Here is a 15,597-nt window from a genome sequence, read left to right as displayed (position 1 = left end):
ACTAACTCTATTGCTTAAAAAATCATCAGGCCGTCCCACCTACAGTCAGGTTGTCTAACTTCAAGGTTGGTTGCCCAACCCCAACTGGTACACTTTGTCCCTCTTTACCACAGACACCTACACCTTTGTCGAGAGCCAGATCATTTCCTACCATTGAAATTTGCTGCATGGCTTCAATACCAGAACCAATCAAGGTCGCACCTTTTACTGGCTTGGTGATTTTGCCGTTTTCGATTAAGTAAGCCTCAGATGTTGAAAAAACAAATTTACCCGACGTGATATCCACCTGCCCACCACCAAAATTTGGTGCATATATGCCACTATCAACACTAGCGATTATTTCACTTGATGTAAAGCTCCCTGCTAACATATAAGTATTGGTCATACGTGGCATCGGCAAATGCGCATAAGATTCACGACGACCGTTACCCGTCGGAGCCACACCCATCAAGCGGGCATTGAGTTTATCCTGCATGTAGCCTTTCAAAATGCCATTTTCAATCAGTACATTGTATTGTCCCGGAACACCTTCATCATCAATAGCCAGTGAACCACGGCGTCCTTCAATCGTGCCGTCATCGACCACAGTACACAATTCCGAAGCCACTTTTTGTCCAATCTGACCAGAAAAAACAGAAGTACCACGACGATTGAAGTCCCCTTCCAGACCATGCCCTACCGCTTCATGCAACAGAACGCCCGGCCATCCGGCTCCCAGTACAACTGGCATTGTACCCGCAGGTGCAGCAACAGCTGACAAGTTGATCAGTGCCATACGAACAGCTTCACGAGCAAACTGCTCTGCCAGAATCTGACCATCTTCAGTGCGCAGGAAGTATTCGTAACCATAACGAGCCCCGCCACCACTGCTACCATGTTCACGCTTACCATCCTCTTCTACCAATACACTTACAGAAAGACGCACCAATGGACGGATATCTGCTGCCAATGTACCATCTGTTGCGGCAATCAGTACCTGCTCATAAACGCCTGTTAAGCTGGCGTTTACTTCCTGAACCCTGGGATCTTCCGCTCGTGCAATTTGATCAACTCGGTGCAACAAGGCAATTTTTTCTTCCCGGCTCATGCTCTGCAAAGGATTAATTGCTGGATAAAGTGCTTTATGTGTCACTGCACCTAACGTATGCGAAATTCCATTACCAGCTTCCCGTACAATGCTGCGCGCAGCCTGAGCGCTTTGCTGTAACGCATTCATTGTTATTTGATCTGCGTAAGCAAAACCCGTTTTCTCTCCACTGATCGCGCGAACTCCCACACCCTGATCAATATTATAAGAACCATCTTTGATGATGCTGTCTTCCAATACCCATGCTTCATGATAGCTGGATTGGAAATAGAGATCGGCGTAGTCCAGACGGCGTTCCGACAATTGACCCAATACAGAAAATAAGTCTTGATGATTCAAATTATTAGCCGCCAGTAAATATTCACTGACATAAGTTAAACTCATATTAATTACTCTTTTATCTTAATTTGTATTCTTTTTTATCAAAGAAGTTAGTTGTGGACGGAAGCGATTATGTTTTACCACTTTGATCTGCTCACGCATGTGAACCAAACTATCCCTACGGATATTAAGCTGCAATGCGCTGACGGTCAGAGGATTTTTCTTGATAACTTCTCCCCAGCCACTCACCGCCATTGTGTACCCCCATGTTCTGCGTGTGCCGTGTACACCAACCTGTGCAGGCGCCAGAATAATGCACTGATTCTCAATGGCACGAGCTTTCAACAGTGGCTCCCAATGCGCTTTACCCGTTAATCGGGTGAAAGCAGCCGGAACAGAAATAAGCTCTGCACCCTGCTCACGCAATGCCTGAAAAAGCCCTGGGAAACGCAAATCATAACAGATAGTCATACCCAAACGGCCAACGGGTGTATCAACAACGGTAATATGTTCCCCACGCTGGTAAATAGTGGATTCATTATAGGCACCGTGTTCATCATTGATATTGACATCAAACATGTGGATTTTATCGTAACGTGCTCGGATTTCTCCTTGATCATCAAACAATAGACTACTGCTTGTGATACGAGTGGGATCTTCCCGACTGACCATCGGCATAGAACCAACCAGCAGCCAAACACCGTAACGTTGTGCCATTTCGCTTACTGCCTGTTGCAATGGCCCACTTCCCTGTGTCTCTGCATATTCACGGTAAGTATCAGCATCAGCGAACAACAGAGCATTTTCGGGTGTCAGAACCAGTTTTACAGTTTCTGGCAATTGCTTAATCTGTTGTTCAATTTGCGCTAAATTATGTTTAACATTTGTACCACTACATAATTGCAAAAGTGCAACATTAATGTTTTTCATGGCCTTTTATCCCCCTTAAGCTGACGTAAAACTTCATCAATTTTAGGCTGTTCGAGGCTGCCGGTTAACCGATAGCGAATTACCGATATCTTACTCCATAGAGGCCCCAGTACTTTTGTCGCGGCAAAAACTGCAGCACCAGCAACAGGGTTGACTGCAAAAGCTGTCGCAACTCCTACCGTTGTCGAAATTTCTGGCGTGATCACTAGTTCCATATTGATCTGGTGATGAACTAAATCTGTCTGCCCTGTAGCATTGATGTCTGCTGCCAATCCATCAATGAAAAAATCATCAATGTACATGACACCATTTTTTATGGCTGCATCACCACTGATGGAATCAAAGTTGAAATCATTATTGAATGTATCACTGAAATCCAATTGTAATTTACGCAACAATGCATCGAAACTGATAAGCCTTAATAACTGCCCGGCTCTGCCACCCCCCAATTTGGCAATAGCACCTTTTCCCATTTCTCCGGTCAGCGTCCCATTCAGTGTCTTGAGATCTGGCTGCCATGGCACACCCTGCCATTTCAAATCAAAATCAAATCCGAAAGGCGCATCAACAATCGGAACGATAAACCCCATATAGGCTGCCATATCATCGAATTTCTTTCCCGATAATTTCCCTTTGATATAGCTATGATTTCCGATATTGCTTTCATACCAACGACCCGATAACGTCAGATTTCCGACACTGTTCTCCATTCGCCCATCGGTCAAGACCAGAGAATCACCTTCCGGCATAATCGAGCCAGATATTTTGCCGAGTTTTAGTCCAGCAACCCAGCATTCTGCGCATTTTACATCCAGTGCCGGCCAACTGCCCAAAGAATAATGAGGTGTAGACTTCTTATCAGACGTTAAACTTGTGTCATCAATCGACGAATCTGTTACAAACAAAGGATCGAAATAAAGATAATTGATTGATGCCTGCATTGCTTTATTCTTTTGAACCAGAAGATTGCCATTAATCTCCTGCCCCTGTGCACTTACTTTTATTTCACCGTTTTGTTGAACAACATTGAATATCAATTGATTCCAACGCTGTCCGAGCAAATCCAGTGAAGGCAACGAAATTTCAAATATGCCCGGCCACAAAAAGCCATTGTCTTTCGATGAATTCCTACGCAAAGATCCAAGCAACGTCAATAACTTGTCACCGTCTATTGCAGGCAAGTTTAATGCCAATAGCGATTTTTTCGGCAACTCAGGAATTCCATTACCATCCGTGTGAAAAATTCCTCGCTGCAATCTGGTATGGTTTTTTTCCAGCATCCACTGAGTATTGAACGCATATTGCTTGCCAATGGCCCCTTTTATCTGGAGCTGATCCATATTGCCTTCGGCATGGATATTAAACTTATTCCATTCCCTCAGGGATTTTGTGTCCAAGACCGATAATTTACTGTTTAAATGTGATAAATCTGCATTAACTGCGACACGATATTTCACATCATTCTTTGCAGGTGAATTACCAGAAGGTATCGTAATATTCACGTCCCCCTGCCAATTCAGCATGCCAGACAGCTTGTTCCGAATTTCCGCAGGAAGCTCCGGCAATGTCTTCGCCGCCCAGCGTGAATCCAATTTCACATTAACCTGATAATGCCTTGGCAAATCTTGGGTAGCAAATCTCAGGAACAAGGGATTTCCCAGCCAGTGAGCCGATAGTGCCTTGCTTTTTAAGTTGCCATTGTCAAAGCGAAATTTTCCATTGAGATGCTCCATTTTACTGTTCAGTGGCTTGATAAACAGATGCGTATCTTTCAGTATCACTTCTCCACTCGCAGAAACTTGTCCATGTTCCAAAGGAATGTCCAGATGGAGGTTTCCATCCACCTTGCCATCAAGTTGCAAGCTTTCCAGAGCAGCGCCTATCGAGTCTGCCATCGGGCTTTGGTTGAAATAATCATGGATACTCTTTCCACTTCCAGATAATCCAGCGTCAATAAACAGTTTATGCTTGCCATAATCTGGAATTATTGCCGAAACTTGGGTGGCCTCCACTTTTCCCAAGCGAGCTTCCTGAGCCTCCATCCACAAGCCATTATTCTGGAAATTCAGATCGATATTTAGATCAAATAGAGCTGGCCAATCGGGTTGGTATTGAAAAGTCGCATGGCGCAGGGGGACAAACACCTGAAACTGGCCATTGTTCTGTTTAAACGGAAAGTCATGAGGATCACCATGGAAAACCAAGGTGGCATTCTCGACTTTTCCTTTAATCAAGGAGGAGGTCAAATAGTCTGTCAAAGATTCTCCCATCAGTGGCTTGGGAAAATAGCGCCAAGCTTCACCAAGGTCGTTAACTCGAATCCCTGCTAACATTGCCAAAACAGGCTGTTGATCGCGTGGTTTCAGATAATGAAAATTTCCATTGAGCCATAGCGATTTTGCCTGCAAATCCAGACCTTGGCTCCTTACCTCCATACCATTTTGATTATTTCTCCAGAAGATCTGACCTTCGCTACTGGTAATATCAAGTGGAGCCTGAAACATAGAGCCATAATCAATCATGCTGTTTTTCAATGCAAAATTGAGATTTCCCCACTGTTTATTACCATCCAACATACCACTGAAGTGGTTGATTGCAGGCAGTTCTTTCCAGCGTAACCAGCTTATATCCCGCCATTTCATGCGGATTCCCATATCATCAGGAAGCTCTGGCGTGATATCGAGGGCAAAATTGTCAATCATCCCTGTCGGCTGACGATGTTGCCAATCCTTGACGGTATCCGGTGTCACAAAGGAGAGTATCGGCAATATCCCATTCAAGTATTCAAGCTGGATATTTTCAGCACGAATACGCCAGTGATCTTTACCCTGATATTTGGATGCCTGCTTAACATACAGCGTCGAAATCTTTCCCTCTGGCCATTGCTGCTCATTAGTTTTCAGGCTTGCCAGATTCGGAATATCAAACAACCATCCTTCACCCTGACGGCGCATTTGCAAGAGGAAATCATTAACTGCAAGCTGATGCTTTTCATTTCCGACGTGCCAGTTTGCCCTACCTTTCCTGAGCTGCAAACGTCCACTATCAATTCGCCCGTCCTTTAAAGTAATCCAACTGGCTAAACTGAAATGGGCATTATCCAATCCTGTGCTATCCCTTAACCAACGACTTAACCACAGCCGCATATCGATTTCATCGGCCTGCAAATAAACAGTGCCACTATCCAAAGCCCCTTTGATATCTTTCAGGTCAAACTTCACCTGAACAACACCTTCTTGCCCATTAATCGAAGAGAGGTTTACGCTGCCCTGTGCCCGATGACGGTTATCTTTATTCAGCCATGTCAATTGTGGTAATAGCAGATTAACTTTTTCACCAGATGGCGCCAAAAAAGTTAAGCGACTGTCATGCAGGTCAAAATGATTGAATTGTTCAAGAAACAAGGTAGAAAAGCTATCTGGCTCAAAAATCCTATTTTCACCATCTTGCCCAAACAGAGTCTTATCGTAATTGACCTGAAGCTGGTAAAAAGACAGATCACGAAAATACCAGCGCCGTTGTAAAAGTGAACGCCAGACATCCAGAGAAAGTCTGATTTTTTTGGCATGAATATCGACATTTTCCGCTTTCGCACTGATATCACGGATTTCCAGACTGGGGCCGAAGGGTTCCCAACGACCTTTGATGTAGCCAATATTGATAGGAACATTCGTCACGTCAGCAATTTTCTCTATTAATTGCTGACGATATTCATTGATATGTGGCAGAAAGAAACGCAACCCACTGACAAGCAAAGCCACAATGATAATGGCTATTGCGGCTGTCGCTAATAATATCCCCGGCAGTCGCCTCACGCATTTCTCCTTGGTTGTCAGCACGATTTCTCTGCAAACCATTCTCTGCAAACCAGTCTTCTATAAATAAAACCTCACAAGCCAGCTCTTATAAACTGACCTTATCAGTGCATTTTTTTACATCATATTGATTTACATTATATTTATTTACATCATAACAACGTCAAATTGCTCTTGGCTGTATAGCTGTTCTGTCTGCACCTTGACCTGTTTGCCCACAAAAATTTCCACCTCTGCCAATGCGTGAGACTCATCCCCTTTCAAGGCTTCACTAACAGCTTGGGAGGCATAAACCAGAAAACGATCAGCATCTATTGCACGATTGACTCGTACAATTTCACGCAAGATTTCATAACATACGGTTTCGACGGATTTTACCGTGCCACGCCCCTGACAGGCTGGACAATTATCACAAAGGATATGTTCAATACTTTCTCGTGTACGCTTGCGCGTCATTTCAACCAAACCCAATTGTGAAAAACCATTGATGGTTGTTTTCACTCTATCTTTACTTAATGCCTGTTCCAAGGAAGCCAATACACGGCGGCGGTGCTCTTCATTATCCATATCAATAAAATCAATGATAATGATACCGCCCAAGTTACGAAGCCTTAATTGCCGGGCAATTGCCTGTGTTGCTTCGATATTGGTATTAAAGATAGTTTCATCCAAATTACGATGCCCAACAAAAGCACCGGTATTAATATCAATTGTTGTCATGGCTTCCGTCTGATCAATTATCAGATAGCCGCCTGACTTTAATTCCACTTTACGTTCCAACGCCCGCTGAATTTCATTTTCCACGCCATACAGATCGAATATTGGCTGATTTCCCTGATAATGTTCCAGTTTAGCGTTCATTTCAGGAATATATTCATCAATAAACTCCTGTAATTGTGTAAATGTTTGGCGGGAGTCGACCCGAATACGGTCGAGAGAAGCACCAACAAAATCACGCAAAATACGCTGGGCCAATGCCAATTCGCCATATACCTTGTTTTTGGTAATATTGCGTTTCTTACGTTCAATCACCTTACTCCAAAGGCGCTTCAAAAATGCTGCATCTTGTGTAATTTCTTCTGTTCCCACACCTTCAGCGGCCGTGCGGATAATAAACCCCCCATGTTCATCACAATAATCCATGACGATACTTTTCAGGCGCTCACGTTCTTCTTCACTCTCGATACGCTGTGAAACACCAACATGCGATGCTCCCGGCATAAATACCAAATAACGTGAAGGTAAGGTGATATCCGTCGTTAAGCGAGCACCTTTTGTTCCCAGAGGATCTTTTACTACCTGAACAATTAAATCCTGTCCCTGACGGACCAATTCGGCAATATCCCTGACATGGAAATTCTTTCGTTCTTCACCTGCAATACATTCAGTATGGGGCATAATATCCGAAGCATGCAAAAAAGCGGCTTTCTCCAGCCCAATATCCACAAAAGCCGCCTGCATTCCTGGCAAAACCCGGCTCACACGCCCTTTATAAATATTTCCGACAATGCCTCTTTTCGCTTCCCGTTCAATATGAATTTCTTGCAAGATACTGCCATCAATATAAGCAACCCGCGTTTCGGATGGTGTTACATTGACTAATAACTCTGCTGTCATGAATAGTCCTTCCCATCAGCTAACGCTAAAAATCGTGTGATTAATTCATACGTTTCCACCAGTGGCAAACCGACAACAGCATGGTAACTGCCATTAATTTTTCTGACAAAATAACCGCCCTTACCTTGAATGCCATAAGCACCGGCTTTATCCATTGGTTCCCCAGTTGCAATATATTCCTGTATTTCCTGTTGGGATAACTGGCGGAATATCACATCTGTAATGACTATCTCACTCAAAGTATGTTGACCGTTCGATAAAGCAACAGCTGTCATCACTTGATGGCACTGACCTGACAAAGCACTGAGCATTTCTGCTGCGTGTTGTTGATTTCGTGGTTTTTCCAAGATACGGTTATTCAATACAACAATGGTATCAGCTCCCAAAACGGGATAATCATGTGCCGCAATTGCTACGCCGGCTTGTGATTTCTCTTTGGCCAACCGAGTAACATATTGCTGTGGAGACTCCCCTTCACGCCATTTTTCTTCGACCTGAGGTGCCAGGATTTCAAAGTTAAAATCCAACAATTCCACTAGCTCACGCCGTCTTGGTGAACCAGAAGCTAAGTAAATGGTTTTCATCGTGAATTATCCTTAGGAGTCTATCCCATCAGCTATTTTATTTGTTATACACTTTCACCTTATACACCTTCATCTTTCAAGTTATTGCTCTTTGTTAGCCGTTTATTAACCGCTCTGTAACTCGAAATTTATTGGAGATAGGCTCTGGTAATTTGAATTCATTGAATACAGCAATTCGTCTTTAACGAACTGAAAATTGACGGCGGATTTTCCGCATTAATAAGAATAACCAAGGCCAGAGAATACCATTGACTAACCCATTCCAAAAAACCTCTGGATAAAAGACCGTCTTTGGTAACGAAGCATGGGCCAGAAAAACGCAGAAGTTCATTACGGTCGAAAGCCCGACCACAACCAAAGCTTGCTGCCAAAGCGCCATATTGCGGATAAGCTGAAATTTGAAAGCCACCAGAAAACTGATAATGCTAAATGCCAGAGCATTCGCCCCCAAAATACTGCCATGTAACAAGTCAATAATAATCCCCAATACAAAACCAGTCCCCACGCTGACGCGATGAGGAAGTGCAAGCAGCCAGTAAATCAAGCACAGCATTAATAAAGTGGGCCGAAACATAAAAAACTGCTCCGGCCACGGCATAATCTGTAGCACTATTGCAATCAGGAAAGATAACCAAATGATCCAGCCACCTTGGCGATGATATTGACTCATTGCTGATTCCCTGTAGCTGATAATGCCGGTTTGGATGTCGGTTTTGCTACCATTCTTGTTGTAGACAATACTTGGCGGCCATCTTTTGCTTCATCTGATTGTGTTGCCAGTTGCTGTGTTGCATTTAATGAATTTGGCGATGCTTTTGGTAACAGCGGTATCAAACGTTCATTGGCAGCTTCGGATACTTTTTCAGGTGGCAATGGGTTGGATGGGTTGTTATCAACACCCCACAATAGCAGTAAATAGCGCAAACGCTGCAATTCAGCAGATGCACGGGCATGAATCACCGCCTGAGCTCGCTGGTTATCAATTTTGACAGAAGAAACTACAGCCACAGGATAACCTTCTGGAAAACGCCCACCCAGCCCCGATGTTACCAGTACATCGCCAACGCGAATATCAACATTACTTTGCAAAGGCTCCAGCAGGAGATCATCCGTACATCCTGTGCCACCAGCGATAGCACGAATATCGTTGCGTAATACCTGCACAGGAAGTGCATGCGATGGATCACAAATCAACAATATCCGACTACTAAACTGGTTCACGGCAGTAACCTGCCCCACCACTCCTCGGTCGCTGATAACAGGCTGCCCTTCATACACGCCATCTTTGGCCCCTTTATCAAGGACAACTTGGGCGCGATAAGGCTCCATCATACCCCCCGAAATTACCTGCGATACCATCATGTGCTCATTATGAAGCAGAGGTGAAGCCAATAATTCACGTAAACGGGAGTTTTCTTGTTGCAGCTGTCCTAATAACAGTAACTTACTGTCTTGTATAAGTAATTTATTACGCAGGGATGTATTTGCCAGCTCGAGTTCACTGCGTCTGGACATAGATTCTGAGATGCTGTCCAACAGTTGACGAGGCCCGTTGGCAAGAAAATAAAAAGGACTCACAGCCGTATCCATATAACTACGGACTTTATGGAAAATACCAAGGCGACTGTCTACCACAATCAAAATAATGGCAATAACGATAGCAAAAAAGAGTCGTAGTTGCAGAGAGGGCCCTCTGCTGAAAATTGGCTTCATAAATGGTGTATTGCCAAGCTTATTATCTCATTAATAGTAAAAATTCTGAACAATCAGCAAGGAGGCTCCGATAAAACATGTCCACCTCCCAGCTCGCAGAGTTACTTTCAGTCTTCGCTAAACAGATCGCCACCATGCATATCGATCATTTCTAGCGCCTTACCACCACCACGGGCAACACAGGTCAGAGGGTCTTCAGCAACAATGACAGGAATGCCAGTCTCTTCCATCAGCAAACGATCAAGATTACGCAGCAATGCACCACCACCCGTCAGTACCATTCCTCGTTCAGAAATATCTGAGGCCAATTCTGGTGGGCACTGTTCCAGAGCGACCATGACAGCACTCACAATACCTGTTAATGGTTCTTGCAGGGCTTCAAGAATTTCATTGGAATTCAGAGTAAAACTGCGAGGGACACCTTCTGCCAGGTTACGGCCACGTACTTCAATTTCACGCACTTCATCCGTTGGATAGGCCGAGCCAATTTCATGCTTGATGCGCTCTGCCGTTGCTTCCCCGATCAGGGAGCCATAATTGCGACGAACATAATTGATGACGGCTTCATCAAAACGATCACCACCAATACGTACAGAAGATGAATAAACAACACCATTGAGGGAGATAACGGCAACTTCAGTGGTTCCCCCACCAATATCTACCACCATTGAGCCTGTTGCTTCGGAAACGGGTAAACCGGCACCGATCGCAGCCGCCATTGGCTCTTCAATTAAAAATACTTCCCGGGCTCCTGCACTTTGGGCAGATTCACGAATGGCACGACGCTCAACCTGAGTCGCACCAACAGGAACACAGACCAACACACGCGGGCTTGGGCGCATGAAACTGTTATTGTGAACCTGTTTGATAAAATGCTGCAGCATCTTTTCAGTGACATAAAAATCAGCGATAACCCCATCCTTCATAGGGCGGATAGCTGCGATATTACCCGGAGTACGTCCCAGCATTAGCTTTGCTTCCAGCCCTACTGCTGCAACGCTTTTTGTTGAACTGGCTCTGTCTTGGCGAATAGCAACAACAGAGGGTTGATCCAATACAATTCCTTGACCTTTGACATAAATAAGGGTATTGGCAGTACCCAAATCAATGGACAAATCGTTGGAAAACATGCCACGAAATTTCTTTAACATAACGAAAGGATAATCCTGCAAGCTGGGGACGGAGATTGTCCGTCTACTCTACCAACCACATGAAGCAGCGACAAGGCGCATAATTAACTACTTTTACTACTTCAATAAAAGTGGCTACGTTATTCACATCAGAAACATGATATTCTACGTTACTTTTCTCTAACGGAGCAGAAAAAAACTGCATAAAAATGGGCTAATTTCACCAATAACCTCATCAAGGCACCCCAAAAACACTTAATACACCAAAAAACCAACATTATAGTGCATATTGAGATACGGCTACCCCGCTTTTCACGATCCCATGTTGTCTTATAACAATTTCAGCAAATTCAACTAATATTCACATTTTCTTAAAGATTTTCTTCTCTCATGAGCTTGGTGGCAAATGGCACCATATCGATAATCTCAAGAAGATTCACAGTCTTGTCGTTATGTCATATTCGCGAATACGTTCTCGAAAGTAATAATCAGAAAATTAAGGTCCCAGGATGAAATAGTTCATTAATTATAAAAGCAATGGATGAATTTGGTGAGGTTAAGGAAAATATTTGAAAAAATATTGTTAACTTCAAAGGAAACTGACGAGAATAAAGATTATTCTGAGCCTATTCCAGAAATCACTCTCCGTATTGTTATCCTATATATTATTACCTTTTACAGTGCCATCCTGAACAAAAATAAGTAACCACAGTTTTACCACTCTCTATCACAATATTGTTGCTTTCCCGTTTCAGTACATCAGATTTTATCTATATTGTTGTGATGCCCAAAATTGCTGTGATGCCCAAAATCTCGGTAATAGCCAGAATTACAGTGAAATAAAACAGGCTATGGAGCCAGACAGATCCCGTACAAGAGAGAATGATCATGAAAGCCTTATTATTGGAACAACACGAAATATTATCCGCATCAATTCAAGATATTAACGTGTCTCACTTGCCATCAGGTAATGTGGTCGTCGATATCCATTGGTCAACACTCAATTACAAAGATGCCCTTGCCATCACCGGCAAAGGGAAGATTATCCGCCAATTTCCAATGGTGCCGGGAATCGATTTTTCTGGTGTTGTTCGTCATTCCGAAGATCCCCGTTTTCATGTAGGACAACATGTTTTACTGACTGGCTGGGGCGTGGGAGAAACTCACTGGGGGGGGCTGGCAGAACAAGCAAGAGTATCTGGTGAATGGTTAACGCCCTTGCCGCACGGATTAAGTCCCCGACAAGCAATGATCATCGGTACGGCAGGTTTTACTGCGATGTTATGTGTCATGGCGTTAGAACAAGGGGTCGTGACACCTGAAAGCGGAAAGATTGCCGTGACAGGTGCCAGTGGTGGTGTTGGTAGTACAGCAATAACCTTGCTGTCACAACTGGGCTATTCCGTCACTGCAATTAGCAGCAAACCCGATAATCAGGATTATTTGCTCTCACTGGGTGCAAAAGAAGTTTTACCTGTCAGTGACTTTAACCAGCCATCACGTCCACTGGAAAAACAACGGTGGGCCGGTGTAATAGATACGATTGGCGGAACTGTATTGGCGACCTTGCTGGCACAAGTGAATTACAACGGTACAGTGGCTGCCTGTGGTATGGCAAGTGACAGCCAGCTGCCCACAAGCGTAATGCCGTTTATCCTGCGTAATGTTCGCTTGCAGGGGGTGGAATCTGTAACTGTTCCGGCCTCGAAACGTCCCGCCATTTGGCAGCGGTTGCAAAAGCTGCTACCAGATTCCTTTTATCAAAAAACAGCCAATGAAATTACATTAGAACAAGTGATCGAACATGCCAATAAATTGATAGACAATCGAATTACTGGCAGAACCATCGTAAAAATACGCTGATAAGACCAGTATTTAGCTGCTAAATGCCACGATATGTTTATAATGTCGGGCTTTATCGCCAAATTTACAATTCTAGATATCAGAAGAGATGACAAACCGTTGACATCGAGTTATCTTGGTCGATTGTTGACAGATTGCCGGAGATACCCGCACAATGGCAGACAAGTTTCGCATTTTACTCTTGAATGGCCCCAACCTGAACATGCTGGGAGCACGAGAGCCAGAGACCTACGGCAAGTTAACCCTTGATGATATTGTTAACAAACTGTCACAAGAAGCTCACCAATCGGGAGCTGAATTATCCCATCTGCAATCCAACGCAGAATCTGAACTGATTGAAAGAATTCATTCAGCGTGGGGCAATACAGATTTTATTTTGATTAACCCCGCGGCATACACGCATACCAGCGTGGCATTGCGCGATGCACTTCTGGCGGTAGATATCCCATTTATTGAGATTCACCTTTCCAACGTGCATGCCCGCGAGCCATTCCGCCACCACTCATATCTTTCTGATATTGCAGTAGGCGTCATCTGCGGATTGGGAGCGGATGGTTATAGTTTTGCATTACAGGCAGCGGTCAACCGCTTGTCAACATCCAACTAATTGACTTAAAAGTACGGAACCACACTCATGGATATTCGTAAGATAAAAAAACTGATCGAGCTGGTTGAAGAATCTGGTATTTCTGAACTGGAAATTTCTGAAGGTGAAGAATCAGTACGCATCAGCCGCGCTACGGTAGCTCAGGCAATGCCTGTAGCCCAGCAATATATTTCTGCACCTGCTCAGCAACCTGCATTTGTACAGCAGCCAGCAGCACCTGCTATCGCTGATAAATCAGCAGAAATCAGCGGTCACACCGTTCGCTCTCCAATGGTTGGTACGTTCTACCGTTCACCAAGCCCAGATGCGAAACCTTTCATCGAAGTCGGCCAGCATGTAAGTCAGGGCGAAACCCTGTGTATCGTTGAAGCCATGAAAATGATGAACCAGATCGAAGCTGACAAAACTGGCGTAGTGAAAGCAATTCTGGTTCAGGATGGTCAACCTGTTGAATTCGACGAGCCACTGGTCATCATCGAATAACGAGGCGTCCCCATGCTTGAAAAAATTGTCATTGCCAACCGCGGTGAAATTGCACTGCGCATCCTGAGGGCCTGTAAGGAGCTTGGGATCAAAACGGTTGCTGTGCATTCTGCGGCTGACCGTGACCTGAAACACGTCCTGCTGGCGGATGAAACCGTCTGCATCGGCCCTGCGGCTTCGGCAAAAAGTTACCTGAATATTCCAGCCATTATCTCTGCGGCCGAAATCACCTGCGCACAGGCGATCCATCCGGGTTATGGCTTTTTGTCTGAAAACGCTGACTTTGCCGAGCAGGTCGAGCGCTCCGGCTTTATTTTCATTGGCCCTAAAGCGGACACCATCCGTTTGATGGGGGATAAAGTTTCTGCTATCAGTGCGATGAAAAAAGCGGGTGTTCCTTGTGTTCCCGGCTCTGATGGCCCATTGGGTGATGATGCGGAGAAAAACAGAACAGTTGCAAACCGTATCGGCTATCCGGTGATCATTAAGGCATCGGGCGGCGGCGGTGGTCGTGGTATGCGCGTTGTACGCAGCGATAAAGATCTGGAACAATCCATCGCCATGACCCGTGCAGAAGCTAAAGCAGCTTTCAACAACGACATGGTGTACATGGAGAAATTCCTTGAAAACCCACGTCATATTGAAATTCAGGTTTTGGCTGATGGTCAGGGCAACGCACTCTATCTGGCTGAACGTGACTGCTCCATGCAGCGCCGTCACCAGAAAGTGGTGGAAGAAGCACCTGCACCGGGCATCTCACCTGAACTGCGCCGCAGTATCGGTGAACGTTGTGCCACTGCCTGTATTGAAATCGGCTATCGCGGAGCGGGTACGTTTGAATTCCTGTACGAAAACGGTGAATTCTATTTTATCGAAATGAATACCCGTATTCAGGTTGAGCATCCAGTGACAGAAATGATCACTGGCGTTGACCTGATCAAAGAGCAGCTGCGAATTGCAGCGGGTATGCCGCTGTCCATCAAGCAGGAAGATGTAGAAATCAAAGGTCATGCGATCGAATGCCGTATCAATGCGGAAGATCCGAAAACCTTCCTGCCAAGCCCAGGCAAGATCACCCATTTCCACTCACCGGGTGGGTTTGGTGTGCGTTGGGAATCCCATATCTATGCGGGATATACCGTACCACCTTACTATGATTCCATGATCGGTAAATTGATCACTTATGGCGAAACCCGTGAAGTGGCAATTGCGCGTATGAAGAATGCGCTGGCCGAGTTGATCATTGATGGCATCAAGACCAACATCGATTTGCAACTGGCGATCATGAATGACGAGAACTTCCAGAAAGGCGGAACCAATATCCACTATCTGGAGAAGAAACTGGGCTTGCAGGAGAAGTAAAGTTTCTTTGTCTCTTATTCAGAGTTTGCTGATTTGAGTGAATAAAATCCCATCTTTTTAAGATGGGATTTCAGACCCTACAGAA

The 15,597-nt window shown here is 44.7% G+C and carries 12 protein-coding genes; 4 read left to right on the top strand and 8 right to left on the bottom strand.

Annotated elements, in window-relative coordinates:
• Positions 1 to 25: 25 nt before the first annotated feature.
• From tldD to mreB, 8 genes are all read right to left on the bottom strand, one after another.
• Positions 26 to 1,471 carry a metalloprotease TldD gene (tldD, locus tag Xvie_RS04375; protein WP_086108141.1) on the bottom strand — a complete coding sequence of 482 codons (1,446 nt, stop codon included), beginning with the start codon at positions 1,469 to 1,471 and terminating at the stop codon, positions 26 to 28.
• An 18-nt stretch (positions 1,472 to 1,489) separates the two neighbouring features.
• Positions 1,490 to 2,338, bottom strand: coding sequence for a deaminated glutathione amidase (gene nit1, locus Xvie_RS04370; RefSeq protein ID WP_086108140.1), 849 nt, complete (start codon positions 2,336 to 2,338; stop codon positions 1,490 to 1,492).
• Positions 2,335 to 6,153, bottom strand: a complete 3,819-nt coding sequence (gene yhdP, locus Xvie_RS04365; protein WP_086108139.1) for an AsmA2 domain-containing protein YhdP — start codon at positions 6,151 to 6,153, stop codon at positions 2,335 to 2,337. The genes nit1 and yhdP overlap by 4 nt, the downstream gene beginning before the upstream one ends.
• 147 nt (positions 6,154 to 6,300) lie before the next feature.
• A complete protein-coding gene (rng, locus tag Xvie_RS04360) occupies positions 6,301 to 7,770 on the bottom strand; it encodes a ribonuclease G (RefSeq protein ID WP_086108138.1) in 1,470 nt (489 codons plus the stop codon).
• Positions 7,767 to 8,354: a Maf family protein gene (locus tag Xvie_RS04355; RefSeq protein WP_086108137.1), complete on the bottom strand. Its 588-nt coding sequence runs from the start codon at positions 8,352 to 8,354 to the stop codon at positions 7,767 to 7,769. The genes rng and Xvie_RS04355 overlap by 4 nt, the downstream gene beginning before the upstream one ends.
• 181 nt (positions 8,355 to 8,535) lie before the next feature.
• Positions 8,536 to 9,024 carry a rod shape-determining protein MreD gene (mreD, locus tag Xvie_RS04350; RefSeq protein ID WP_086108136.1) on the bottom strand — a complete coding sequence of 163 codons (489 nt, stop codon included), beginning with the start codon at positions 9,022 to 9,024 and terminating at the stop codon, positions 8,536 to 8,538.
• The gene (mreC, locus tag Xvie_RS04345; protein ID WP_086108135.1) at positions 9,021 to 10,067 is read right to left on the bottom strand and encodes a rod shape-determining protein MreC; all 1,047 of its coding nucleotides are present in this window, start codon (positions 10,065 to 10,067) and stop codon (positions 9,021 to 9,023) included. The genes mreD and mreC overlap by 4 nt, the downstream gene beginning before the upstream one ends.
• Before the next feature lie 107 nt (positions 10,068 to 10,174).
• On the bottom strand, positions 10,175 to 11,218 hold the full coding sequence (gene mreB / locus Xvie_RS04340; RefSeq protein ID WP_086108134.1) for a rod shape-determining protein MreB: 1,044 nt from the start codon (positions 11,216 to 11,218) through the stop codon (positions 10,175 to 10,177).
• 867 nt (positions 11,219 to 12,085) lie between these two features.
• Here mreB and acuI point away from each other — a divergent pair.
• The 4 genes from acuI to accC all read left to right on the top strand — a co-directional run bounded on the left by acuI (position 12,086) and on the right by accC (position 15,512).
• On the top strand, positions 12,086 to 13,060 hold the full coding sequence (gene acuI / locus Xvie_RS04335; protein WP_086108299.1) for an acrylyl-CoA reductase (NADPH): 975 nt from the start codon (positions 12,086 to 12,088) through the stop codon (positions 13,058 to 13,060).
• A gap of 154 nt (positions 13,061 to 13,214) precedes the next feature.
• Complete coding sequence (gene aroQ, locus Xvie_RS04330) at positions 13,215 to 13,667, top strand: type II 3-dehydroquinate dehydratase (RefSeq protein ID WP_086108133.1); 453 nt, start codon at positions 13,215 to 13,217, stop codon at positions 13,665 to 13,667.
• Positions 13,668 to 13,694: 27 nt separating this feature from the next.
• Complete coding sequence (gene accB, locus Xvie_RS04325; RefSeq protein WP_086108132.1) at positions 13,695 to 14,150, top strand: acetyl-CoA carboxylase biotin carboxyl carrier protein; 456 nt, start codon at positions 13,695 to 13,697, stop codon at positions 14,148 to 14,150.
• Positions 14,151 to 14,162: 12 nt separating this feature from the next.
• Positions 14,163 to 15,512: an acetyl-CoA carboxylase biotin carboxylase subunit gene (gene accC, locus Xvie_RS04320; protein ID WP_086108131.1), complete on the top strand. Its 1,350-nt coding sequence runs from the start codon at positions 14,163 to 14,165 to the stop codon at positions 15,510 to 15,512.
• Positions 15,513 to 15,597 lie beyond the last annotated feature (85 nt).

This window comes from Xenorhabdus vietnamensis, from assembly GCF_002127535.1.
In the GTDB taxonomy this organism is placed as follows: domain Bacteria; phylum Pseudomonadota; class Gammaproteobacteria; order Enterobacterales; family Enterobacteriaceae; genus Xenorhabdus; species Xenorhabdus vietnamensis.
This window is presented reverse-complemented; position numbering and strand designations above follow the sequence as displayed.